The organism is Nocardia sp. CA-120079 (genome assembly GCF_050955745.1).
Classification (GTDB): domain Bacteria; phylum Actinomycetota; class Actinomycetes; order Mycobacteriales; family Mycobacteriaceae; genus Nocardia.
Map to the genome: position 1 here is coordinate 3368127 of NZ_CP192088.1, position 21745 is coordinate 3389871.

Here is a 21745-nt window from a genome sequence, read left to right on the forward strand (position 1 = left end):
GCGAAAGCCATGGCGCGCCGATGATCTCCGGCCTAGCCTGTACTTCCACCGCGCGAAGAGGAGACGACAGTGCCCGACGTCCGTGAAGTGTGGCAGAGCCGAGTCTGGGGAAATCTCGGGGCTCCGGTTTACGACTTCGTGCTCGATCATCCGCAGGTGGCCCGGCCCACCGGACAGGTGATGTGGGGCTGCGACACCCGCCGGATGTATGCGGCGATGGATGTCGTCAATCAACTGCCGGAGGGCTGCGCAGTGCTCGATCTGCCGGTCGGCGGCGGCGTGACCCTGCGTCGACTCGCACCCGATCGCAAGCTCCGCTATGTGGCCGCGGATATTTCCGAAGACCAGTTGGCGGCGGCGCGTCGCGCGGCCGAGCGCGCCGGGCTCTCCGATATCGACTATGTACGCGCGGATGTGGTCGACCTGCCCTTCGCCAGCGGCGAATTCGATCTGGTGGTGAGTTTCGCGGGCCTGCACTGCATGCCGGATCCGGCCGCCGCGGTCGCCTCCCTTGCCCGGGTGCTCGCGCCGGGTGGACGGCTGATCGGCAGTTGTGTGGTGCGCGGGGTCCGGCCGCGCTTCGACTTGCACATGCGGGTGATGCGGACGATGGGCGTATTCGGTCCATCCGGTACCGCGGCCGAGCTGTCGGGCTGGATCGCCGCAGCGGGCCTGCGCGAGGTCGAGCTGGTGTGCAACGGCGCGCTGGCGCAGTTCACGGCCGTCAAGGACTAGCCTGGCGGCTCGTAGCGCGGGCCGACCAGGGCGATGGCCGTATCGACCGCGACGTCGATGATGTCACGGATGTCCTTGCCTGCCTCGACTGTGGAGGCGATGAGCTCGCGGTAACCGCCGTAGAGGATGGTCGCCATCTGACGTGTCGGCGGGTGCAGTCCGGGAGCCTCGAATCCAGGTGTGGCGGTGAGGCTTTGGATCAGATTGATGAAGGCCTCGCCCGCGTCGTGCTGGACCTGGCGGGCGGCGTCGCCCAGCGCGGGGATGTCCCGGATCCAGGCGAGGGTGATCGACGTGTCCTGATCGGCTGCGTGGATCCAGGCCTCGATGGCCTGCCGGACCTGGGTGCGCCAGGGCGCGGCCGGATCGACGGCGTCGTAGATCTGCTGGATTGTGTCGTTGTTGCGCTCGGCGAGCAGCGCGATGAAACAGTCCTGTTTGCTGTCGAAATGTTCGTAGAAGGTACGACGGGACGTGCGCGCGTTGCGGACCACATCGGCCACGGTCGTTTCGCGATAACCGCGATCGCGCACGGCGTCGGCCATCGCATCGAGGAGCCGACGCCGGAATGCGGATTCCGGCGTCCCCTCGGTGGCGATGCTGGCGGCGGGCTCGGCACGGGTCACAAGATTCAGGTTAGTTCGCCGCGCCGCGACGGCGATCATGACCTCACACGCACCGGAACATGGTCGGGTGTGGCGGCCCGGCTCGCGAACCGGATGGTGCCGTCCTCGATCCTCCCGTGGCGCAGTGCGAGCACATCGTGGGCGTAGTTCATACCCAATCGCCACGGCCGTCGCGATCCTGCCCTGGGAAAGTGGTCGATGGAACGCTGGACATAGCCGGACTGGAAGTTCAGCAGGGGCTCCGGGGCGATACTCGGATCCGGCCACGGCATGCACTGGTCATAGCCGTCGTCGTCCATATGCCGCAGCAGCCGGCACACGAATTCGCCAACCAGATCCGCCTTCAACGTCCAGGACGCATTGGTGTAGCCGATGGTGAAGGCGAAGTTCGGGACGCCGCTCAGCATCATCCCCTTGTAGGCCATGGTGTCGGACAGCGGGATGGCCCGGCCGTCGACGCTCAATTCGATCCCGCCGAAGGCGAGCAATTGCAGACCGGTGGCCGTGACCACGATATCGGCGGGAAGGTCGGCCCCTGAGGCCAGGCGCAGGCCCTCGGCGGTGAACTTTTCGATGCGGTCGGTGACCACGGCGGCGCGCCCGGCCCGGATCGCCTGGAACAGATCCCCGTCCGGCACCAGGCAGAGCCGTTGATCCCACGGGTTGTAAGTGGGTTTGAAGTGGACATCCACCTCGTATCCGGTCGGCAGCAGCGCGGCCGTCTGCTTGCGGATGAAGTTGCGCATCATGCGGGGACGACGCTGGCTGAGTTGGTAGATGAGCGTGCCGATCAGCACGTTCTTCCAGCGGGTGATCGTGTAGGCCCGACGGGGTCCGAGCCGTTCGCGCAGGCGGATCGCCACCGCGTCCTCGGTGGGCACGGACATGATGTAGGTGGGGGAGCGCTGCAGCATGGTCACCTGCGCCGCAGCCTCGGCCATGGCCGGAACCAGGGTCACCGCGGTGGCCCCGCTGCCGATCACGACGACTCGCTTACCGGCATAGTCCAGGTCGGCGGGCCACTGCTGCGGATGTACGAGCTGCCCACGGAAATCCTCGATTCCGGCGAACTCGGGGGTGTAGCCGTGGTCGTAGCGGTAGTAGCCGCTGCACACGTAGAGGAAGCCGCAGGTGTATGTCGAGGTGGTGCCGTCATGTTCAGCCGTGACCGTCCATTGCGCCGCTCCGGTCGACCAGGATGCGCTGACGACCTTGTGCCCGAACCGGATTCGGCGATCGATACCGGCTTCGGACGCGGTGTCACGGATGTAGTCGAGGATCGATGGCCCGTCGGCGATGGCCGCGGCCTTTGTCCACGGCCGGAAACGGTAACCTAGGGTGTGCATATCGGAATCCGAACGCACCCCCGGATAGCGGAACAGATCCCAGGTGCCGCCGATTGCCGTGCGCGCCTCCAGAATTGCGTAACTGCGCTTCGGGAAGGCCGTCTGCAGGTGGTGTGCCGCGCCGATCCCGGAGAGACCCGCACCGACGATCAATACATCGAAGTGCTCCGGCCCACCCGACTCCCGGCTGCCACCCCTCGTCGAATCGCTGCGCGATGCTCTCATACCGTCACTCCCGCCTTGGCGCGAGCCCGCAGCTGCCGCTCCAGCACCGCGAATATGTCGTAGTAGTGAGTCGGCGCTATGCGTGCGAGTGCGTCGAACACGTAGGCATCCGGCCCGACCAGAATGCGTGACTTCCCGCGTTCGACTCCCCGACAGATGATTTCGGCCGCCTTGTCCGGCGAGGTCAATGTGATCGCCTCGAACTCCGCCGCCATCTGCTCATGCGAACGGCCGCGCCCCTCGGGATCCTTGCGTACCCGGGCATTGCGCGCGATGTTGGTGGTGATACCACCCGGGTGCACATTCACCGCGGATACTCCGGTGCCCCGAAGTTCCTGGCGCAGTGAGTCGGTGAAGCCGCGCACCGCGAATTTCGCCGCGCAGTAGGCGCTTTGATTCGGCATGCCGAGCAGTCCGAATACGCTGGAGGTATTCACGATGACGCCTTGGCCCTGTTCGACCAGGATGGGCAGAAACGCGCGCGTGCCATTGACCACGCCGTCGAAGTTGATCTGTCGCAGCCATTCATCGTCGTCCGGAACCGCGTCCAGCACCGACGAGCTCACCGCCACACCGGCATTGTTGAATACCGCCGCCAACGGTTCGGTCAGCCAGTCCTCGACCTCGGCGGCGAAGGCGAGTTGGTCGGCGGCATCACGGACGTCGAGTACCCGCATGAGCACCGGACCGGCCAGGGCGGCGGCCGTCTGCTTCAAACCGACCTCATCGATATCGGCGATCGCCACCGGCGACCCACGGCGCGAGAGCAATTGGGCGAGACTGCGACCGATGCCGGAGGCGGCGCCGGTGATCATGGCGGGACGGCCGGACAGCGGCCTAACGGTGCGGGGCATCGGTGCTCCTGGCGGTGCGGATATGGGTGTCGATGAGGTCGGTGAGCGTCGGCCGGACGCCGACGGGCAGGTCGTGGCCCATGCCGGACAGGGTGTGCAGGCGCGCACCCGTGATGGCGCTGGCCGTAACGGTGCCGCCGGTCGGATTCACCATCAGGTCGCGGTCACCGTGCAGGATCAGCGTCGGGGCGACGACGGCGGCGAGTTCCGCCGTGCGGTCACCGGATTTGAGGATGCCGGCGAGTTGACGGCCGACGCCCGGTGCCGGATGAGGATCGCGGTCCCAGGTCGTCGCCGCGGCGGCGCGCACCGCCTGCTCGTCGAACGGATAGCCGTGCGAGCAGATGTGGCGGTACATGCGCACCGAGCGGTCGATGTGTTCGGTCCGAGTGCGGGCCGGTCGGCCGAACATCAGCCGCCAGGTGGACAGGGCCGGACGCCCGACCCGCGCCGCACCCGTGGTCGACATGATCGAGGTCAGCGAGGCGACCCGGGCCGGATAGCGGGCGGCGACCGTCTGCGCGATCATCCCGCCGAGCGACATCCCGACCACATGCGCGGAGCTCAGCTCCAGCGCGTCGAGCAGACCAACGGTGTCGGCGGCCATATCCGAGAGTTCGTATTGCGCTGTGTGCCAACGCTTTCGCAGAAAATCGAGCGGGCCGGGCGGCGGAAAGCCGAAGTGCGTCGACTTGCCGACATCGCGATTGTCGAAGCGGATGACGTCGTAGCCGCGCGCGACGAGTAGTTCACAGAGACCGTCGGGCCAGTCGTGCAGTTGCTGACCGAGTCCCGCGACGAGCAGCAGCGGAGTGCCGCCGTCACCGAGGCGCTCGTAGGCGAGGGTGACGCCGCGGCCCACATCGGCGAATTGCTCACTCATGCCGTCACCTGTTCGGCCCTGGCTTCGGCCGTGCTGGGCCGGGGCGCGCGGCGGTACACCACGGCACGCCCCTTCTTGGCGGGTACCAGCGCGACACCGCGGAAGTGCGTGCGCTCATCAGGTGCGTCGGTTGGCTCGAGCGTGAAATCCCGCAGCAGCGTGCGCAATACGACATTCATTTCCATGGTGGCGAAGGCCGCGCCGATGCAGCGCCGGGCGCCGCCGCCGAACGGAATCCAGCTGAAGGTGCCCGGCCGGACACCGACGAAACGATCCGGATCGAAGGCGCGGGCCCTCGGAAACAGTTCCTCGTTGTCGTGCATGAGCCGAATGCTGACCAGCACATTCTGCCCCTTGGGTAGCGTCCACCGGCCCAGTTGCATCGACTCCGCGCGAATATTGCGGACCGTCGAGTCGATGACCGGACGCACCCGCTGCACCTCCAGCAGGGTGGCCTCGCGCAGTGCCGAACCGCCGTCGTCGACCTCGGCGACCAAGCGTCGCAACACTTCCGGATGTCTGCGCAGCCGCTCGACGGTCCACGACAGGGTGGTCGCCGTGGTCTCGTGGCCGGCAGTGAGCAGGGTGAGCAGTTCGTCGGCGATCTCGCTGTGGGTCATCGCGGTGCCGTCGTCGTAGCGGGCCTGCAGCATCATCGCCAGCACATCGTCGCGGTCGGCGAGGTGCTCATCGGCGGCGGCGCGGTCGATGAGCCTGCCGACGATTTCGTCGTAGTTGCGGCGGTGTGCGGCGAAGCGGGCCCATGGACCGTATCGCCCCAAGAACTTTTGCGGCACCGGTAGTGCCGCGAGCGCCGATCCGACCAGCACCATTTTGGGCAGCAGTTCGCGCAGTTCGTCGAATTCCTTACCCTCGGCGCCGAATACGGCGCGCAGGATCACATTCAGGGTGATCCGCATCATCGAGTCCATCGTCGCGAACTCCCGGCCTTGCGGCCAGGTGGCCGACTCGCGCACCGTCTCCTCCTCGATCAGCGTCTCGTACACCGCGAGACGACGACCATGGAACGGCGGAGTGAGCAATTTTCGCTGCTTACGATGTTCGGCGCCGCGCAGCGAGAACAGTGAGCCGGGACCGAGGAACTGCCCGAGATTGACGTCGACGTTGTCGGCCACATCGGAGCTCGCGGTGAACAGCGCCTTCACCTCGGCCGGTTCGGATAGCACCACCATCCGCCCGAAGCGCGGTAGGTAGACCGTGAACGCCGAGCCGTACCGCTGGTGCAATCTGCGCCATGCGCGGGTGCGACTCGCCATCACCTCGATGGCCTGTAAGAAGGCCGGACTCGTCGGCCCGTCGGGCAATTTCACCGTGGTCATGCGGCGCCTCCCAGCGTGGTACATCTGTGTACCACCAGCACGGTACGCTCACGTACCGTGTGTGGCAAGGGTCACTTTCGGAATAGCCACCCGCCGCGGCGGTGCAGGTAGTTAGCGTGGGGCCCGTGCGCAAGCATCGTTGGGTGACAACGGGAGGCTGGTTTCGCGGCACGGCTCGGGGTTGGTTGGCCATCCTCGCGGCCGTCATCGTGCTGATCGGTGTGGCCGGGCCGGCGCCCGCCGAGCCGGTCGCCGCCGATCTCGTCAGCGTCGAGACCGGTCAATTGCGCGGCATCGTGGCTGCGGAGCATCGAATGTTCGCAGGCATTCCCTACGCGGCCCCGCCGGTCGGCGAATTGCGGTGGCGGCCACCTGCTCCGGCCGCACCTTGGCCCGATATTCGGGATGCCACGGTGGCCGGGCCGAGCTGCCCGCAGGAAAACGACTTCTACGGGGTATTCGCCGCGAACCCGACGAAGTCGGAAGACTGTCTATATCTGAATGTTTCGACGCCGCGCAACCTGCCCGCCGACGGCGGTGGGCTACCGGTGCTGGTCTGGATCCACGGCGGCAGTTTCGTCACCGGCTCCGGCGATATCTACGGCGCCGAGCCGCTGATCGCGCACGGTGACGGCGACCTGATCGTGGTCACCATCAATTACCGGCTCGGCACGCTCGGCTACCTCGCCGCCTCGGCGCTCGACGACGGCTCCGGCCCCGGTAATTACGGCTACCTGGATCAGCAGGCAGCATTGCGCTGGGTGCAGCGCAATATCGCGGCATTCGGTGGTGATCCGGAGCGCGTGACGCTGGCGGGCGAGTCGGCCGGTGCGACGTCGGTATGTACTCAGATGGTCGCGCCGAGCTCGCGTGGGCTGTTCCGGGCCGCGATCATGCAGAGCGGACCGTGCAGTCCGGGTGTGCCCGCCGCGACGGCGGTGGCCGATAGTGACGCGTACGCCGCAGGTCTCGGGTGCGCCGGACCAGAGACCGCGGCGTGCCTGCGCGCGCTGCCGGTCGATACGCTGGTGAACGATCCCATCACCCCAACGGTATTCGGTGGCCGCTTCCTGCCGTCCGGGCCACAGGCGGCCGTGCGCAACGGTGCCTTCGCCGATGTGCCCACGCTCGTCGGTGCGAACAACGACGAGATGTCGTTGTGGGTGTACATGAAATACGGTGTGCCCCTTGGCAGGCCGCTGACCGCCGCCGGATACCGCGACGCACTGGCCGCCGCCATGCCCGACCTGACGCCGGAGCAACTCGACCGCGTCGAACAGACTTACCCGGCCGCCGCCTACCCGCAGCCCGCACTCGCACTGTCGCGCGCCTGGACCGATCGCATCCTCGCCATGCTGGTTGTCGAATACGACGGGCTCGGCCCGCGCACGCCCACCTACACCTACTCCTTCGACGACCCGGCGCCGCTCGGCCCACCGAATACCTTCCCGCTGGGCGCCTACCACGCCAGCGAATTGGCGTCGCTATGGAGCCTGCGCGACCTCGGCTGGCTGTACGGCGCCGTCCAGACACCGGACCAGCAGCGCCTCGCCGCCGAAATGCGAAGGTACTGGACCCGATTCATCATCGAAGCCCGCCCGGATCCGGCCGGTCTCGAACCGATCCCGGCCTACGACCCGGCAGCACCGCTGGTCATGTCCTTCCGGCCCAGCGGAAACCGGCTCATCGACTCCTATGCCGCCGACCACCGAGCCGACTTCTGGAAACCTATGCTGCCGCGCTGAGCTGGGTCATCTCGCGCTGAACTGGGGTCAGATCTTACGGATGACCGTGACGACCTTGCCGAGGATCTGCGCGTCATTACCCGGAATCGGTTCGAACAGCGAATTGTGCGGCATCAGCCAGACATCCTTGCCGGTGCGCTTGAACGTCTTCACCGTCGCCTCGCCCTCGATCATCGCGGCCACGATATCGCCGTTATCGGCGACATTCTGCTGGCGCACGACCACCCAGTCGCCATCGCAGATGGCGGCGTCGACCATCGATTCACCGACGACCTTGAGCAGGAACAGCGAGCCGTCGCCGACCAACTCTCGTGGCAGCGGAAAGACATCCTCCACCGCCTGCTCGGCCAGGATCGGGCCACCGGCGGCGATCCGGCCCAGGACGGGCACGAAGGTCGGGACCGGCCTGCCTGCCTCGACATCCTCGGTGGTGGGCAGGCTGGTCACCGCGCGCACCGCCTCATCGAGACCGCGAACGTCAACGGCGCGTGGGCGATTCGGGTCGCGGCGCAGATAGCCCTTGCGCTCGAGGGTGCGCAGCTGATGGGCGACCGACGAGGTGGAGGTCAGTCCGACCGCATCGCCGATCTCGCGGATGCTCGGCGGGTAGCCGCGCTCGCTGACCGAGGTGCGGATGACCTCCAGGACTTTGCGCTGACGCACGGTGAGATCCGCCCCGGTACTGGACGGGTCGGTGCCAACTCCGCTCCCGTCGCCCGTGTCGTCTGTGTGGCTCACCGCAACCGCCCTTCTGTGTCCAACTTGCGCCGTTCGCTGGGGCCTCTGTGGTTACGCAAGCTGTCGCCTCCGTGCCCGTCGCTCTCGTCGCCTGTCCATTGATTTCGTTTAACGAATCTAGTCCGGTAACGCCGATGTATCAAACATCTGTTCGAGGCATGTCGGCGTTTTCTGCTGACTTTGTCGGTGGAGCGTGGTAGAAATCGAACACAAGTTCTTCGAACATTTGATCGAACAGCTACTCCCATCGTCTCGCGACATACCTGAGCACCCACCAACACCCCTTCACGGAGGTTTGTCCGATGAGCACAGCGATCAGCGCCCTGAGCACCGACCTCGAGGACGAGGCCGACGTCGATCTCGGCTTCGAATCCGTTCCGCGCGTGCAGCGCCCGCATCGCGGTGGTCTGCGCGCCCTCGAGTCCGCGCGCGTCGGGACGGATCGGCGTCCGCGCGACAGTCGGCCCGGCGGTGCGGTCCTGCTGTACGACCGCGGTCCCGTTCGAAAGCCCGCACTACGTCAGGCGCGGGGGCGGCATCCTATGGAGCGGGTCGAACAGGCGCAGGTCGGTTTCGCGGTGCTCGCGGTGTCCGCACTGCTGAGCGCGCTGGCGGTGACGGCTTTGATCGGGTTGGCGCATTGGCGCGCAGGAACTTTCGGCGGCCAGACCCCGACGACGGTGCCCGCCGTGGTCGAGCAGCAGTCGGTTCCGGACGGTATGGGAGTCGGTGTGCCGCGGTAGCTCGTCGAGACCCGGTGTGGCGGATGATGACCGGTCGATCCGCCACGAAGCGTGGCCGAAATTGTCGATTGCAAACTAGAACATGTTGCTACTGTGCCTGAAAACGTGACCTAGGCAACTCTTGCCGACGAACGACTTCGGGACACCACGCAATGACGCATCGCTCCACCGCTGCACACGCCGTCCGTCTGCTCGCCCGGATCATCGGGCTGCTGGCCTGTCTTATCTTCGGGCTCACCATGATTCCGGCCGCACAGGCGGCACCCGCATACGAGGCGTATCTGGATCTACCCGCGCTCAACGGAGACGGGGCAGGCCGCGGTGGTCTGAATCCCGCACTGCCACTGGACGAGTCGACGTTGCGTGCGACGCTCGACCAGGCCAGGTCCGACGGGGTGGCACCGAGCCGCTATGCCACACTGCTGCACCAGTATTGGCTGGTGGTCTCGACCCGCAATGCCGATATCGACCTCGCGGACTGGGATCCGGCGCTCGGCGTGCGTGCCAACCAGCGCACCTTCAGCCAGGTGTACGTCAACTACTTCCGGCTCGCCAATCAGCACCAGGAGTACTGGTGGGCGGGCCTTGCCGGAATCGCGGGCGGCTCCTTCGCCTCGGGGTTCTTCGACCTCAGCGATGTCGGGGTGGTGCTCGACGTACCGGGCATCCACCAACTCGGCGACGCGGTCGCCGACCTGTTGCGCGGCACCCCACCGGAACTGGTGGCTGGGGTGCCCTCCGACATCCGGCTGCTCGCCACCGAGGGTTCGCGGCTGAACGCCGAAGATGTCGCCTGGTACCAGACCCGGCTGATGATCATGCAGAAGCACATCTTCACCGATCTGGTCCCGATGCACGAGGCGTATGCCGCACTGGGGATGGCCGGAATCGACGAAATGTATGCGGCCGGGGTGATCGATGCCGATATCCGCACCGCCTGGCAGTCGATCGATTCGCATAACCGCGACGGATATGTGGACGCGCTCATCCGGATGACCGATCGTGAGCAGAACCGTGTGATCGCCGACCAGTGGGATGCCACCTCGGCGGGCCGCGGCGGCATGGGCCGGGTCATGACCTATGTGAGCACGGTGGCCGGCAAGCCCGCCGTGCCCGGCGTGCGCGCACCCGGTGTTTTCGCGCCCGCCACCGTCAGCGCGGATATCGCGGGACGCACCGTCTCGCTGCGCACTCCGCTGCCGGACTTCAACTGGGCCGACCGCGATACCCGCTGGGCCTACATCACCGGCGATCTGGTGCTGCGCCATATCGATATGGAGAGCAACCGGCCATTCGCCGAGGTGGTGCTCGGTGAATCGTTCTGGAGCAAGCTCGCGCACGGCCGGATGATCGCCCGCATTCCGGATCTGATCGCCGACCTGACCACGCAGTGGCGACTCGGCTGAGCGTCGCTCGACGGGGTAGTTGGGACGTGTGAGACGGTTGGTGACCCCTCCCGGGTATCCTGGACCCGATATGGACGTATCGGTCTAGACCCCTGTACACGTGCTCGCCGGATCGGGACTGGCGAACCGGAGCCGATTCGGACGCGGGCGCGCGCATCGACGAAGGATCTCTCGGATGCATTGCCCCTACTGCCGACACCCCGACTCGCGGGTCGTCGACTCGCGTGAGGCCGAGGAAGGCGCGGCCATCCGCCGCCGGCGTTCCTGCCCGCAGTGTGGGAGACGATTCACCACCGTCGAGACCGCGATCCTATCCGTGGTCAAGCGCAGCGGCGTCACCGAACCGTTCTCCCGGGAGAAGGTGATTCGCGGTGTTCGTCGCGCCTGCCAGGGCCGCGAGGTCGCCGAAGACGCCCTGAACCTGCTGGCTCAGCAGGTGGAGGACGCGGTGCGCGCCAAGGGTTCGCCGGAGGTGCCCAGCCACGAGGTCGGCCTGGCCATCCTCGGCCCGCTGCGCGATCTGGACGAGGTGGCCTACCTGCGGTTCGCCTCGGTCTACCGCTCCTTCACCTCCGCCGACGATTTCGAACGCGAAATCGCCGACCTGCGCAAGCACCGCGAGGAAGCGACGGTCGCCGCCTCTGCCGACTGATCCCGGCGGTCAGAGACAGATCCCCGGCAGGCGCGAGCAGCCGAAGCTGCCCATAGCCTGCCCGGGGCAGATGGCGACCGATCCGGTATCGAGCAGCCGAACCAGCTGCCGCAGCACATCGGTGTCGGTGCGCACCGGCGCGGGCTGTGGTGGCACGGTTGCTGAAGCGGTTGCCATCGGGGCAAGTGCGACGGCGCAGGCGGTGAGAATCGGCCTGAGGGATTTCCGCATCGCGAGTACCTCTTTCGAGAATTCGCGCCGAACTGCTCAACAACGCGCGATGCGGATACTATGAGCGGCCGCGATACTCTTGCGCGCCACCATGCTTCGGCGACTGTACCGCCGTACCCCGGCTCCGGTCGCGCCCCCGGAACTACCGTTGCGAGCTCGTCGGCGCTTCGGTTGTCCTCGGTCGGACGCGCCGGCGGCATCCGCACGGCTGATGGGTCAGCGGCGGAGGGCGGCGATGGCTTTTTCGATGCGTTTGGTGGAGACCGGGTACGGCGTGCCGAGTTTCTGGGCGAAGAGGCTGACGCGGAATTCTTCGAGCATCCACCAGATTTCGGTGACATCCGGGGCGTGCTTGCGGGTTTCGGGCAGTGCATCGACGAGGCGGTCGTAGGCGGCGAGTGCGCGGTCGATTTCGACCATGCCCTGTCGGTCGCGGACCGCGGAGCCGGGTAGTGCCTCCAGGCGGGTCCGGGCGGCCGCCAGGTAGCGGGGGAGTTCGCGCAGCCGAGCGCTGCCCCACTCCGAGATGAAGCCGGGGAAGATCAGGTCGTCGAGTTGGTGGCGGACATCGTCGGCGATATCGCGTTCGGTGGTATCGGCGAGGGCGGACGAAACCTGGTGCGCCCCAGCCAGCACCGGCACCACCAGGCGCACGATGCGGGCCACGGCGGAGACGAAGTCGGGGCGGATCTTCGCGACCATCGCGTCGAACTGCTTAGGACTGCGCACCGGCCCACCGGCGGCGGCGATCAATTCGTCCGCCGCGGTGGCGCGGCAGTCTTCGATGAGCGCGTCGAGCGAGCCGTACGGATTCTGGCTCAGCGCAAGCCGATCCCGCGGCGGCAGACTGGCCGTGACGGTGCGAACCGAGGTGGGAATGGCGCTCAATACCAGTGCGCGCGTGCCCGCCCGCATGGCGGCGGCTTGCTCGGCGGGGGAGCTCAGGACGCGCACCGCGACGCCCTCGCCCTCGGGGACCAGCGCCGGGTAACCGGTGACCGTCTGTCCGGCCACTTCGCTGCGCACCGTCGGCTCGACCGTCCCGAGTGATTCCGACGTCCACACGGTCGCGGGGGCTCGTTCCGCGCCCGCGGTCGCACGGGCGACCGAGGCCGAAACCTGCTCGGACAGTCGGGTTTTCAATTGAGCGAGATTTTTCCCGCGCGCCAGCACCTGACCGCCGGCAGCGATCGCGGCGAACGTCATGCGCAGATGGTCCGGAAGCGCGGCGGGGTCGAGATCGCCCGGTGCGATGGTGACCGAACCGAGCCGCGACAGCTCCCTGGCCAGGCCGATGCGCAGGGGTTCGGCGCGCGGGGTGAGCACGGCCAGCGCCGCCGCGGCGAAGTCCGGTGCGGGAACGACGGTGCGGCGCAGAGCCTTCGGAAGTGTCTTGATCAGCGCGGTGGCCAACTCGTCGCGCATACCGGGCACCAGCCAGTCGAAGCCGACGGCACGCACATGCGCCAGCTGCTCGACCGGGATCCGCACGGTCACACCGTCGTCGTCATTGCCGGGCTCGAATTGATAGGTGAGCGGGAAGCTCAACTCACCCTGACGCCAGGCGTCCGGGAAGTCGGTCGGGTCGAGCGTCGCGGCGGCGTCATTGACCACGGTATCGGTCGAGAAGTCCAGCAGCGCAGGATCTTTGCGCTTGGCGGTGCGCCACCAGCTGTCGAAGTGGCGCACCGAGACGATATCGGCCGGGACGCGCTTGTCGTAGAACTCGAACAGCACCTCATCGTCGACGAGGATGTCGCGGCGACGGGCGCGGTGCTCCAAATCGGCGACATCGTCCAGGAGTTCGCGGTTGCGGTGGAAGAATTCGTGCCGCGTCTGCCACTCACCCTGTACGAGGGCATGCCGGATGAACAGCTCGCGCGACAGTTCCGGATCGATCCGGCCGTAATCGACGGCACGGCTGACTACCAGCGGTACGCCGTACAGCGTGACCCGCTCGTATGCGCGCGCCGCACCGCGCTTGGATGACCAATGCGGTTCGGAGTAGGTGCGTTTCACCAGATCCCCGGCCAGCCGCTCGGCCCACTCCGGCTCCACCCGGGCCGCCATCCGACCCCAGAGCCGGGAGGTCTCGACGAGTTCGGCCGCCATCACCCAGCGGGGCGGCTTCTTCGCCAGCGAGGATCCGGGGAAGATCATGAATTTGGCATTGCGGGCACCGAGGAATTCGCGCGTCTCGGCCTCGCGGACGCCGATGTGGGAGAGCATGCCCGCCAGTAGGGCCTGGTGGATGGCGGTCGAATCCCATGGTGTGCCATCGTCTTCGAGCGTCGCCGTTTGCGCAGCGGCGGTACTGCCGCCGTGCGTGCGACCGCCGCTGTCTTGCTGCTTCGCCCCCGGCGCGGCCCCGCCGCGGCCTCGGCGGTTCGCGCCCCGCGCCGACTCGGCACGGCGGCCGCCCCGCGCATCACCGCCGTTACTCGAACTATCTGCGGCATCGTTTGTCCGACGGCCGGATCCCCCACGGCGTGAACCGGTTTCGGCTTGCTCGGATCCAGCCGCATCGCCGAAGTGCGTGGACCACCCGAGTCCACGCGTGATGGTCCGCAACTGCCCGTGCAGATCCTGCCACTCTCGGATCCGCAGATAATGCAGGAACTCGTCACGGCACATGCGCCGGAACTGATTGGCCGACAGCGACTTCCGCTGTTCGGTCAAATACTCCCACAACCGCAGGTAGGCCAGGAAATCCGAGCCCTCGACCACGAAGCGGGCATGTTTGGTGTCCGCGGCCTGCTGATGGTCCGCGGGACGTTCGCGCACATCCTGAATGGACAGCGCCGCGACGATGACCAGTACATCCGCGAGCACGCCGTTGCGCTGGGCTTCGACCAACATGCGCGCCATCCGCGGATCCACTGGTATCTGGGCCATTTCGCGCCCGGTGGTGGTGAGGGTCAGCGCCGCATCGGACAACTGCTCCGCTTGGATCGGTTCGGCCGCTGCACTCGCCTGGTCTTTCGTCGTCGAATCCGCTTGCTGCGGAGCCGGTTTCGCAGTGGCGCGTGGTGCGAGCGCGCCCAATTCCTCCAGCAGTGCGATACCGTCGCGAATGGCCCTGCGGTCGGGCGGCTCCACGAAGGGGAACTTCTCGATATCACCGAGTCCCAGCGCGGTCATCTGCAGGATGACGGCGGCCAGATTGGTCCGCAGGATCTCCGGTTCGGTGAAGGCGGGCCGGGATTCGAAGTCTTCTTCGGAGTACAGGCGGATGCAGATGCCGTCGGCGACGCGGCCACAGCGTCCCGCGCGCTGGCGCGCCGAGGCCTGCGAGACCTCTTCGATGGGCAGGCGCTGCACCTTGGTGCGCATCGAATACCGCGATATGCGTGCGGTGCCGGGATCGATGACGTAGCGGATGCCGGGGACGGTCAGCGAGGTCTCGGCGACATTGGTGGCCAGCACAACTCGCCGCCCCGGATGTGGTGCGAATACGCGATGCTGTTCGGCGGTGGACAGGCGGGCGTAGAGCGGCAGAATCTCGGTGCGCGGCAGCTGCAAGTCGCGCAACGCATCCGCGGCGTCGCGGATCTCGCGTTCGCCGGATAGGAAGACCAGCACGTCACCGTCGCCCTCGGTGAAGAGTTCGCGCACCGCGTCACCGATGGCGTCGACCGGGTCGCGGTCCACGATCCGGGTGTCCTCGTCGTCGCCATCGGTGGCGACGGGTAGCTCCAGCGACAGCGGCCGGTACCGGATCTCGACCGGGTAGGAACGGCCGGATACTTCGACAATCGGTGCGGCAGTGCCGGATTCGTCAGCATCCGGGTCGTCGGGTTGCTTGGCACCGGAGTCATCGGTTTGCTTCGCACTGGGGACGTCGGTTTGCTTCGCACTGGGGACGTCGGTTTGCTTCGCAAAGTGGCGGGCGAACAACTCCGGATCGATGGTCGCCGAGGTGATGATCACCTTGAGATCCGGCCGGCGCGGCAGCAATTGCTTCAGGTAGCCGAGCAGGAAGTCGATATTGAGGCTGCGTTCGTGCGCCTCGTCGATGATGATCGTGTCGTAGCGGCGCAGCAGCCGGTCGCGCTGGATTTCGGCGAGCAGGATGCCGTCGGTCATCAGCTTGACGAGTGTGCGGTCGGAGGCCTGATCGGTGAAACGCACGGTGTAGCCCACGACATCGCCCAGTTCGGTGCCCAATTCCTCGGCGATGCGCTCGGCGACGGTGCGCGCGGCCAGCCGACGCGGCTGAGTGTGCCCGATGGTGCCTCGGATGCCCCGGCCGAGCTCCAGGCAGATCTTCGGAATCTGGGTGGTCTTACCCGATCCGGTCTCACCGGCGACGATGACGACCTGGTTCTCCATGATCGCCTTGGCGATCTCGTCGCGGCGCGCGGAGACCGGCAGCTGCTCCGGATACCGGATTTCGGGTACCGCGGCACGGCGGGCCTCGACGCGCTGCTCGGCCGCCGCGATCTCGGCCGTGATGCCGGTGAGATCGCCGCCGCGGGCTCGGTCCAGGTTGCGGCGCAACCGGTGTTCATCGCGGAGGGTTACGGCGGCCAGGCGGGTCCGAAGCTCGCGGAGATTCGCGTCGGCTGTCCTGGTCATTGCGTTCACCAGGGTAGCGAAACCGGCGCGTCTAATCCGAGTCGGGCGTGGGCATCCGGTGAGCACACCGGCGGTGCGGCCGGCGACACTGTGCTGTCGCGCTGCTCGGAGCGGTCCTGATGTGGGACGATCCGACTACTTCAGCCAGTTCACCATCGAATCCATATGCTCGGCGTCATGGTGCTGCTGGTCGGGGCGCTGTTCGATCCGCGTGATCGACGCTGGCAGCTGGTGCGCGGTGCGACCACGCTGTATCTGCTCATCATCGGCATCGTGTAGGTGCTGCTGCCGCATATCCCGATGGGAGATGAACGGGGGTGGGTGGATGACGTGCTGCAGCGCATCATGCCTATGGTGATGATCGTGGACTGGGTGCTGGCACCGGTCGCGCTCGGTATGTCCGGGCGGCTGATCGCGGGCCGGCTGGTCTACCCGCTCGGCTACGGCGCGTACACCCTCATTCGTGGGCCGATCGTCGACTGGTATCCGTACCTGTTCCTCGATCCACGGCAGCAGGGCCATGTGTCGATGGCGACGGGTCTGGTGGTCCTGGTCATCGGATTCGCGCTACTCGCCGTCGCGGTAGCCGCGCTCGGTGCGCTGTGCGGCCGCCGGCGCGGTGCGGACGAGCGGGAGAGCGACGAAATGACGTGGTTGTCGAATAGAGGTGGTTGATATGGGCGCGCTATGGCATGGGTTCGCCGATATGGGTGCTGTCGAGCGCGATGGCGCGTTCGTCGTTGCACGTGGTGAGGGCGCCTACATCTACGACCAGGCGGGCACCAGGTATCTGGACGCGACGGCCGGGCTGTGGTTCACCAACGTCGGGCACGGACGCGCTGAGATCGCGGATGCGGTCGCCGCACAGCTGCGCACGGTCGCGCACTATTCGAACTTCGGTGATTTCGCTGAACCCGCCACACAGGAGTTGGCGGAGAAGTTGGCGAGCATCGCACCGGTGCCGGGCAGCAAGATCTTCTTCACCTCCGGCGGCTCGGATTCGGTGGACACCGCGGCCAAGCTCGCCCGCCGCTACTGGCACGAGCTGGGGCGGCCGGACAAGACCATTGTCGTCGGCAGACAGCGCGCGTATCACGGCATGCACGTCGCCGGAACGGCTTTGGCGGGGATCCCGGTCAACCGTGATGGCTACGGCGAGCTGATGGCCGATGCTCGCACCGTCGAATGGGACGATGCGAAGGCGCTGCTCGCGCTCATCGAGGAGATCGGCGCGGAGCGGATCGCGGCCTTCTTCTGTGAACCCATCATCGGCGCGGGCGGGATCTACCTGCCGCCGGACGGTTACCTCACCGAGGTCCGTCGCATCTGCCGCGATCACGACATCCTCTTCGTCATCGACGAGGTCGTCACCGGCTTCGGCCGCATCGGCGGATCCTGGTTCGCCGCAACCCGTTTCGAGCTCGAACCCGACCTCATGACCACTGCCAAGGGCCTCACCTCCGGCTACGTCCCGATGGGCGCGGTCTTCATCGCCCCCCATATCGCCGCCCCCTTCTTCCGCGGCGGCGTCTGGTGGCGTCATGGCTACACCTACGGCGGCCACGCCGGCGCCGCCGCAGCCGCCCTCGCCAACCTCGCCATCATCGAACGCGAAAACCTCCTTGCCGAGGCGAAGCGCCTGGAATCCACCCTCCATGAAAAGCTCGCACCCCTGGCAGATCACCCCCGCGTCGCCGAGGTCCGCAGCGGCCTCGGTGTGGTGGCCGCCATCCAACTGGCCGATCCTTCCGAAGGTCTCCCGTTTGTGAAGGCATTGCGTGCCCACGGTATTTCGGGGCGTGCAGCCGGACAGGGCGCAATGCAGATCTCTCCGTCGTTCGTCATGACCGACACCCAAGTCGACGAACTCGTCGAGGGCTTCACCCGTGCCCTGGGTTGATCCCAAATCTGGACAGATGATCACCATGCATTGGTGTGGGTGGTTCTCGGTCGATGCCGCCGACGATGCTTGGTGATCGTCTGACCGGCTCTGCTCGGCCCACTGGGGCGAGTGTGCTGGTGGGCACGCTCCCGATGTGATGTCGCCGACGAGCGGCGCACTCGCCACTCGTCGGCGGGGATCGGCTTACACGGTGGTGACGACCTCGTCGTAGCCGAGGCGGGGGGAGCGGGGGAACCAGGCGTCGGCGCCGGGGATGCCGATATTGACGACGACCAGTGCGCTGTGGGTGCCGTCGGGGAAGAAGTCCTTGTCCAGGCCCTCGGCGTCGAATCCGTTCATCGGGCCCGCGGCCAGGCCGGCGGCGCGGATGCCGAGGATGAAGTAACCGGTTTGGATGAGGGCGTTGAAGCGGGCCGATTCGGCGCGGTAGTCGGGGTCGGCGAAGTAGTCCTTGGCTTCGGGGGCGTGCGGGAAGACCTTCGGCAGGTTTTCGTGGAAGTTCAAGTCGGCGGCCAGGATTGCGGTCAGGGGCGCGACGGCGGTCTTCGGCTTGTTGCCCTCGATCATGTGGGTGACCAAGCGGGCCCGCGCCTCGGGGCTGCGCACCAGGACGATGCGCAGCGGCTGCTGATTCATCGATGTCGGGCCAAATTTGATCAGTTCGTAGATATCGCGGATCTGGTCGTCGGTGACCGGTGCGTCGGTGAAGGTGTTCGCGGTGCGCGCCTCCCGGAACAACAGGTCCTGGGCTTCGGCGGCAAGGGTCAGCAGGGTGTCTGGCTGCACGGTGTTCACGTGGTGCTCCTCGAAATATGGTCGGGGACAGCGGAATCAGTCATGGGCGACGCGCCGGGACCGGGTCAGCAGATTGCCGTCGACGCGGACGAGCACGTCGTGTACGACGCAGCTCGGCGCGATTTCGGGCTTGCTGTTCGGCCGGACCTTGACCACGAGGCAGTAGGCGGTGGAGACGATGGTTCCGTCGTCCTGCGGCTGCAGGTTGATCATGTTGAACCAATGCCTGCGCTGCATCGGATCTGCCTCGAAGCGCTTGTGGAATTCGACCAGGTCCGAGATGATGCCCGCCCTGGTCCGGGCCGGTGGCCGACCCGGTGTGTGTTCGAATTCCGCGTCCTCGGTGAAGGTTTCGGCGTAACCCGGGATGTCGCGGTTGTCCAGCCGCTGCATCTGGTCGGCGTAGAACTGCTGGACCTCGGCGTACAACTCGGTGCGGCTGGCGACGGTGGTCATGGTGGCTCCTTGGTTGCGGCGGGGCGCGGCTGCACGCAACGGTCGCCGATGCCGCTAGAGACTGGCTCGAGCCGCGTGCGGGTTGACCGGGGCTATAGGACCTGCGACGAGTCTGGAGGTCGAACAGCCCGGCGAGTACGGAAAGACCGATGGAGGAGTCATGGCGGAAAGTCAGCGCGTCGCGCTGGTCACCGGAGCGACCAGCGGTATGGGCCTGGAGATCACCAAAAGCCTGGCGGCCCAGGGCATCGCGGTGTTCATCTGCGCTCGCGATCAGCAGAAGTTGACCGATACGGTCAAGAGCCTGCAGGACGACGGTCACGAGGTCGACGGCACGGTCTGCGATGTCGTGGATGCCGCGCAAATCCGCGAATACGTCGACGCGGGGGTGCGGCGCTACGGCCCGATCGACATCCTGGTCAACAACGCGGGCCGCAGCGGCGGCGGCGTCACCGCGGAAGTCACCGACGAGCTGTGGTTCGACGTGATCAATACCAACCTCAACAGCGTCTTCCTGATGACCAAGGCGGTGCTGACCGCCGGCGGCATGCTCGAGCGCGGCAGCGGTCGCATCGTGAATATCGCCTCCACCGGCGGCAAACAGGGTGTGGTCCACGGTGCGCCGTATTCGGCCTCCAAACACGGTGTCGTCGGCTTCACCAAAGCCCTCGGGCTGGAACTGGCCAAGACCGGGATCACGGTCAACGCCGTGTGCCCCGGTTTCGTGGAAACACCGATGGCGGAACGGGTTCGGGAGGTCTACTCCGGTCTGTGGGGTGTCGATACCGACGAGGTGCACGCCCGGGTCAGCGCGCGCGTCCCGATCGGACGCTACGTGCAGCCATTCGAGGTCGCGGCGATGGTCGACTATCTGATCGGCCCCGGCGCGGGCGCGGTCACCGCACAGGCGCTGAATGTCTGTGGCGGACTTGGCAATTACTGAGAGGCCTGGGCAATGACCGCAGTGGAGGAGAACACATCGGGCGCGTTCGACGGCGCAACCGGGCACGACGAGTATCTGCGGATCCTCGAGGCGATCCAGACGGGTGCTCTGCAACTGCTCGCGGGTTTCCCGCAGCAGCCGAGCGCGCTGCGTGTCCAGGTGGGTGAGGTGACGATCGAGGCCGAATGGCAGGTCACGGCGGCACCGCTCGTCGGGGCCCCCGAAGTGGCAGCGGGAGCGGTGGAAACCCCGGCCGCACCCGATAAGCCTGCACTCGGTGCGGTCTTCCGCGCACCGAGTGTCGGGGTGTTCTATCGCAGCCAGGAACCGGGGGCGGACCCCTTCGTGGAGGTGGGCGACCGCGTCACGGCCGGACAGCAGATCGCCATCGTGGAGGCGATGAAGTTGATGATCCCGGTGACCGCGCAGACCGGCGGTGTGATCACCGGCATCCTTAAGGAAGACAACGAACCGGTCCAATTCGACGAGCCTTTATTTTCGTATTCTCCGGAATAGCAGTGGATTTCAGGCAGGCGGGCCGGAGCGGCGCCAGGTCAGCACCCGGCGCTGCATCCGCCCGCCGACCTGGGCGGCCCCGATCAGCGTGAGAATGTCGCCGTCGAGCGACATCTGGCGCACCTGTTCGGTGTCGGCCCAGGCCGGGTTGGAGCACACGGTGATCGCGTGCACCATTTCCGTGCCGCGCCTGCGCCAGGTTCCCGCATAACCCATGAAAGGTGGTGTGCCCGGCGCTGCGTCGGTGCGCATCATGCTCACCGACATATAGCCGTGCGCGCCGTAGATCAGCAGGCCGCGCGGGTCGTCCCCCAGTGGACCGGTGCTGGTCGCATCGTGTTCGTCGATATCGAAGTAGGACAGCAATTCCCAGGTTCCGACAAGATCGGTCGCGTTCATGACCTCCACGATGGCGGCCACCGCTCTAATCACGCTGTAGCCGCCCCGCGCGCGAAACCGTGACTGATCCGCACCAGCCGCCAGATCACCTCGAGTTCGTCGAGATCGCGTGGACCGTAGACCATTAGCAGGGTCTCCGGCAGAAAACGCTGGCGCGCCATGGGATGCAATTCGGCCCACCCTTGCGCGATCGCCTCGGCCGCAATATCTTTCGGCAGACACATGTGCAGGCTGCCGTCGTCGTATCCGTGCAGATGGGCGAATTCGGTGCCGACCAGATATGCCTCGCCCGGTCCCTTGGCGATGGTCGGGCGCAAATGCAGCGCACGGGTATCGGGCAGCGAGACGCCGCTGCGGCCGAGCAGTACGCCGTTCAGCGTGGTCATCCGCGACCACAGGGTTTCCTGCAGATCTGGTGGCGCCAGCTGGCTGAGCTGCTGATGTGGATTGTGTGCCCGGGTGCGCGGCCGGTCGCCGGAGCGGCGCGGCAGGTCGATGCGACCGTCCACGGATGTCGTTGTCATGACTGTGTTCCCTTCGGTTTTCGTTCGCGTTGGTGCTCGCTCACGACCCCTGGTTTCACAGTACTTTCCAAAGTATAGTAGTTACCAAGTGGAAAGTGAGGTCCAAT

The 21745-nt window shown here is 66.6% G+C and carries 21 protein-coding genes; 9 read left to right on the top strand and 12 right to left on the bottom strand.

Going from position 1 to position 21745, the window contains the following annotated elements:
* Positions 1-69 precede the first annotated feature (69 nt).
* A complete protein-coding gene (locus ACQPYR_RS15380; RefSeq protein ID WP_433632770.1) occupies positions 70-735 on the top strand; it encodes a class I SAM-dependent methyltransferase in 666 nt (221 codons plus the stop codon).
* On the opposite strand, the gene ACQPYR_RS15385 is transcribed toward ACQPYR_RS15380, so the two are convergent.
* The 5 genes from ACQPYR_RS15385 to ACQPYR_RS15405 are packed head-to-tail and all read right to left on the bottom strand — an operon-like array spanning position 732 to position 6009.
* On the bottom strand, positions 732-1361 hold the full coding sequence (locus tag ACQPYR_RS15385) for a TetR/AcrR family transcriptional regulator (RefSeq protein ID WP_433632772.1): 630 nt from the start codon (positions 1359-1361) through the stop codon (positions 732-734). The genes ACQPYR_RS15380 and ACQPYR_RS15385 overlap by 4 nt on opposite strands.
* A 35-nt stretch (positions 1362-1396) precedes the next feature.
* Positions 1397-2932 carry a flavin-containing monooxygenase gene (locus ACQPYR_RS15390; protein ID WP_433632774.1) on the bottom strand — a complete coding sequence of 512 codons (1536 nt, stop codon included), beginning with the start codon at positions 2930-2932 and terminating at the stop codon, positions 1397-1399.
* Entirely contained in the window at positions 2929-3786 is an 858-nt protein-coding gene (locus ACQPYR_RS15395) for an SDR family NAD(P)-dependent oxidoreductase (RefSeq protein WP_433632776.1), read from the bottom strand. Before ACQPYR_RS15395 ends, ACQPYR_RS15390 begins: the two co-directional genes overlap by 4 nt.
* Complete coding sequence (locus tag ACQPYR_RS15400) at positions 3770-4669, bottom strand: alpha/beta fold hydrolase (RefSeq protein WP_433632778.1); 900 nt, start codon at positions 4667-4669, stop codon at positions 3770-3772. The genes ACQPYR_RS15395 and ACQPYR_RS15400 overlap by 17 nt, the downstream gene beginning before the upstream one ends.
* Positions 4666-6009 (bottom strand): cytochrome P450, encoded by a 1344-nt coding sequence (locus ACQPYR_RS15405; protein WP_433632780.1) that lies wholly within the window; start codon positions 6007-6009, stop codon positions 4666-4668. Before ACQPYR_RS15405 ends, ACQPYR_RS15400 begins: the two co-directional genes overlap by 4 nt.
* Positions 6010-6134: 125 nt before the next feature.
* Here ACQPYR_RS15405 and ACQPYR_RS15410 point away from each other — a divergent pair, with 125 nt between their 5' ends.
* The gene (locus ACQPYR_RS15410; protein WP_433632782.1) at positions 6135-7754 is read left to right on the top strand and encodes a carboxylesterase/lipase family protein; all 1620 of its coding nucleotides are present in this window, start codon (positions 6135-6137) and stop codon (positions 7752-7754) included.
* Positions 7755-7781: 27 nt separating this feature from the next.
* Here ACQPYR_RS15410 and lexA read toward each other — a convergent pair whose 3' ends face one another.
* Positions 7782-8492, bottom strand: coding sequence for a transcriptional repressor LexA (gene lexA / locus ACQPYR_RS15415; protein WP_433632784.1), 711 nt, complete (start codon positions 8490-8492; stop codon positions 7782-7784).
* Between the two features lie 302 nt (positions 8493-8794).
* On the opposite strand from lexA, the gene ACQPYR_RS15420 reads away from it, so the two are divergent.
* The 3 genes from ACQPYR_RS15420 (at position 8795) to nrdR (ending at position 11293) form a co-directional block, all read left to right on the top strand.
* Positions 8795-9235 (top strand): hypothetical protein, encoded by a 441-nt coding sequence (locus ACQPYR_RS15420; RefSeq protein ID WP_433632786.1) that lies wholly within the window; start codon positions 8795-8797, stop codon positions 9233-9235.
* A gap of 152 nt (positions 9236-9387) precedes the next feature.
* Positions 9388-10641, top strand: coding sequence for a hypothetical protein (locus ACQPYR_RS15425; RefSeq protein WP_433632788.1), 1254 nt, complete (start codon positions 9388-9390; stop codon positions 10639-10641).
* A gap of 175 nt (positions 10642-10816) precedes the next feature.
* Positions 10817-11293 carry a transcriptional regulator NrdR gene (gene nrdR, locus ACQPYR_RS15430; protein ID WP_063038396.1) on the top strand — a complete coding sequence of 159 codons (477 nt, stop codon included), beginning with the start codon at positions 10817-10819 and terminating at the stop codon, positions 11291-11293.
* 9 nt (positions 11294-11302) lie between these two features.
* Here nrdR and ACQPYR_RS15435 read toward each other — a convergent pair whose 3' ends face one another.
* Together ACQPYR_RS15435 and hrpA are read right to left on the bottom strand one after the other, a co-directional pair.
* Positions 11303-11524 (bottom strand): hypothetical protein, encoded by a 222-nt coding sequence (locus ACQPYR_RS15435; protein WP_433632790.1) that lies wholly within the window; start codon positions 11522-11524, stop codon positions 11303-11305.
* Between the two features lie 216 nt (positions 11525-11740).
* Positions 11741-16102 carry an ATP-dependent RNA helicase HrpA gene (gene hrpA, locus ACQPYR_RS15440; RefSeq protein WP_433632792.1) on the bottom strand — a complete coding sequence of 1454 codons (4362 nt, stop codon included), beginning with the start codon at positions 16100-16102 and terminating at the stop codon, positions 11741-11743.
* A gap of 300 nt (positions 16103-16402) precedes the next feature.
* Here hrpA and ACQPYR_RS15445 point away from each other — a divergent pair, with 300 nt between their 5' ends.
* Together ACQPYR_RS15445 and ACQPYR_RS15450 are read left to right on the top strand one after the other, a co-directional pair.
* Positions 16403-16777, top strand: a complete 375-nt coding sequence (locus tag ACQPYR_RS15445) for a Pr6Pr family membrane protein (RefSeq protein ID WP_433632794.1) — start codon at positions 16403-16405, stop codon at positions 16775-16777.
* 1 nt (position 16778) lies between these two features.
* A complete protein-coding gene (locus ACQPYR_RS15450) occupies positions 16779-18002 on the top strand; it encodes an aspartate aminotransferase family protein (protein WP_433632796.1) in 1224 nt (407 codons plus the stop codon).
* Positions 18003-18188: 186 nt separating this feature from the next.
* Here ACQPYR_RS15450 and ACQPYR_RS15455 read toward each other — a convergent pair whose 3' ends face one another.
* Both ACQPYR_RS15455 and ACQPYR_RS15460 read right to left on the bottom strand, forming a co-directional pair.
* On the bottom strand, positions 18189-18800 hold the full coding sequence (locus ACQPYR_RS15455) for a malonic semialdehyde reductase (protein WP_433632798.1): 612 nt from the start codon (positions 18798-18800) through the stop codon (positions 18189-18191).
* A 36-nt stretch (positions 18801-18836) separates the two neighbouring features.
* Positions 18837-19256 carry a nuclear transport factor 2 family protein gene (locus ACQPYR_RS15460; protein ID WP_433632800.1) on the bottom strand — a complete coding sequence of 140 codons (420 nt, stop codon included), beginning with the start codon at positions 19254-19256 and terminating at the stop codon, positions 18837-18839.
* A gap of 160 nt (positions 19257-19416) precedes the next feature.
* Between ACQPYR_RS15460 and ACQPYR_RS15465 the strand changes: the two genes are divergently transcribed.
* Positions 19417-20199, top strand: a complete 783-nt coding sequence (locus ACQPYR_RS15465; RefSeq protein WP_433632802.1) for an SDR family NAD(P)-dependent oxidoreductase — start codon at positions 19417-19419, stop codon at positions 20197-20199.
* Positions 20200-20211: 12 nt separating this feature from the next.
* Complete coding sequence (locus tag ACQPYR_RS15470; RefSeq protein WP_433632804.1) at positions 20212-20715, top strand: acetyl-CoA carboxylase biotin carboxyl carrier protein; 504 nt, start codon at positions 20212-20214, stop codon at positions 20713-20715.
* Between the two features lie 9 nt (positions 20716-20724).
* On the opposite strand, the gene ACQPYR_RS15475 is transcribed toward ACQPYR_RS15470, so the two are convergent.
* Both ACQPYR_RS15475 and ACQPYR_RS15480 read right to left on the bottom strand, forming a co-directional pair.
* Positions 20725-21114: a lipocalin-like domain-containing protein gene (locus ACQPYR_RS15475; protein WP_433632806.1), complete on the bottom strand. Its 390-nt coding sequence runs from the start codon at positions 21112-21114 to the stop codon at positions 20725-20727.
* Positions 21115-21143: 29 nt separating this feature from the next.
* Positions 21144-21638, bottom strand: coding sequence for a luciferase family protein (locus ACQPYR_RS15480; protein ID WP_433632808.1), 495 nt, complete (start codon positions 21636-21638; stop codon positions 21144-21146).
* Between the last annotated feature and the right edge of the window lie 107 nt (positions 21639-21745).

What these genes read in the sequence shown, in the direction of transcription:
- ACQPYR_RS15470 (WP_433632804.1), top strand. Translation starts at nt 20,212, where the DNA reads ATGACCGCAGTGGAGGAGAACACATCGGGCGCGTTCGACGGCGCAACC.
- nrdR (WP_063038396.1), top strand. Translation starts at nt 10,817, where the DNA reads ATGCATTGCCCCTACTGCCGACACCCCGACTCGCGGGTCGTCGACTCG.
- ACQPYR_RS15400 (WP_433632778.1), bottom strand. Translation starts at nt 4,669, where the DNA reads ATGAGTGAGCAATTCGCCGATGTGGGCCGCGGCGTCACCCTCGCCTAC.
- ACQPYR_RS15465 (WP_433632802.1), top strand. Translation starts at nt 19,417, where the DNA reads ATGGCGGAAAGTCAGCGCGTCGCGCTGGTCACCGGAGCGACCAGCGGT.
- ACQPYR_RS15480 (WP_433632808.1), bottom strand. Translation starts at nt 21,638, where the DNA reads ATGACAACGACATCCGTGGACGGTCGCATCGACCTGCCGCGCCGCTCC.
- ACQPYR_RS15435 (WP_433632790.1), bottom strand. Translation starts at nt 11,524, where the DNA reads ATGCGGAAATCCCTCAGGCCGATTCTCACCGCCTGCGCCGTCGCACTT.
- ACQPYR_RS15405 (WP_433632780.1), bottom strand. Translation starts at nt 6,009, where the DNA reads ATGACCACGGTGAAATTGCCCGACGGGCCGACGAGTCCGGCCTTCTTA.
- ACQPYR_RS15395 (WP_433632776.1), bottom strand. Translation starts at nt 3,786, where the DNA reads ATGCCCCGCACCGTTAGGCCGCTGTCCGGCCGTCCCGCCATGATCACC.
- ACQPYR_RS15460 (WP_433632800.1), bottom strand. Translation starts at nt 19,256, where the DNA reads ATGACCACCGTCGCCAGCCGCACCGAGTTGTACGCCGAGGTCCAGCAG.
- ACQPYR_RS15475 (WP_433632806.1), bottom strand. Translation starts at nt 21,114, where the DNA reads ATGAACGCGACCGATCTTGTCGGAACCTGGGAATTGCTGTCCTACTTC.
- hrpA (WP_433632792.1), bottom strand. Translation starts at nt 16,102, where the DNA reads ATGACCAGGACAGCCGACGCGAATCTCCGCGAGCTTCGGACCCGCCTG.
- ACQPYR_RS15445 (WP_433632794.1), top strand. Translation starts at nt 16,403, where the DNA reads ATGGGAGATGAACGGGGGTGGGTGGATGACGTGCTGCAGCGCATCATG.
- ACQPYR_RS15425 (WP_433632788.1), top strand. Translation starts at nt 9,388, where the DNA reads ATGACGCATCGCTCCACCGCTGCACACGCCGTCCGTCTGCTCGCCCGG.
- ACQPYR_RS15450 (WP_433632796.1), top strand. Translation starts at nt 16,779, where the DNA reads ATGGGCGCGCTATGGCATGGGTTCGCCGATATGGGTGCTGTCGAGCGC.
- ACQPYR_RS15390 (WP_433632774.1), bottom strand. Translation starts at nt 2,932, where the DNA reads ATGAGAGCATCGCGCAGCGATTCGACGAGGGGTGGCAGCCGGGAGTCG.
- ACQPYR_RS15420 (WP_433632786.1), top strand. Translation starts at nt 8,795, where the DNA reads ATGAGCACAGCGATCAGCGCCCTGAGCACCGACCTCGAGGACGAGGCC.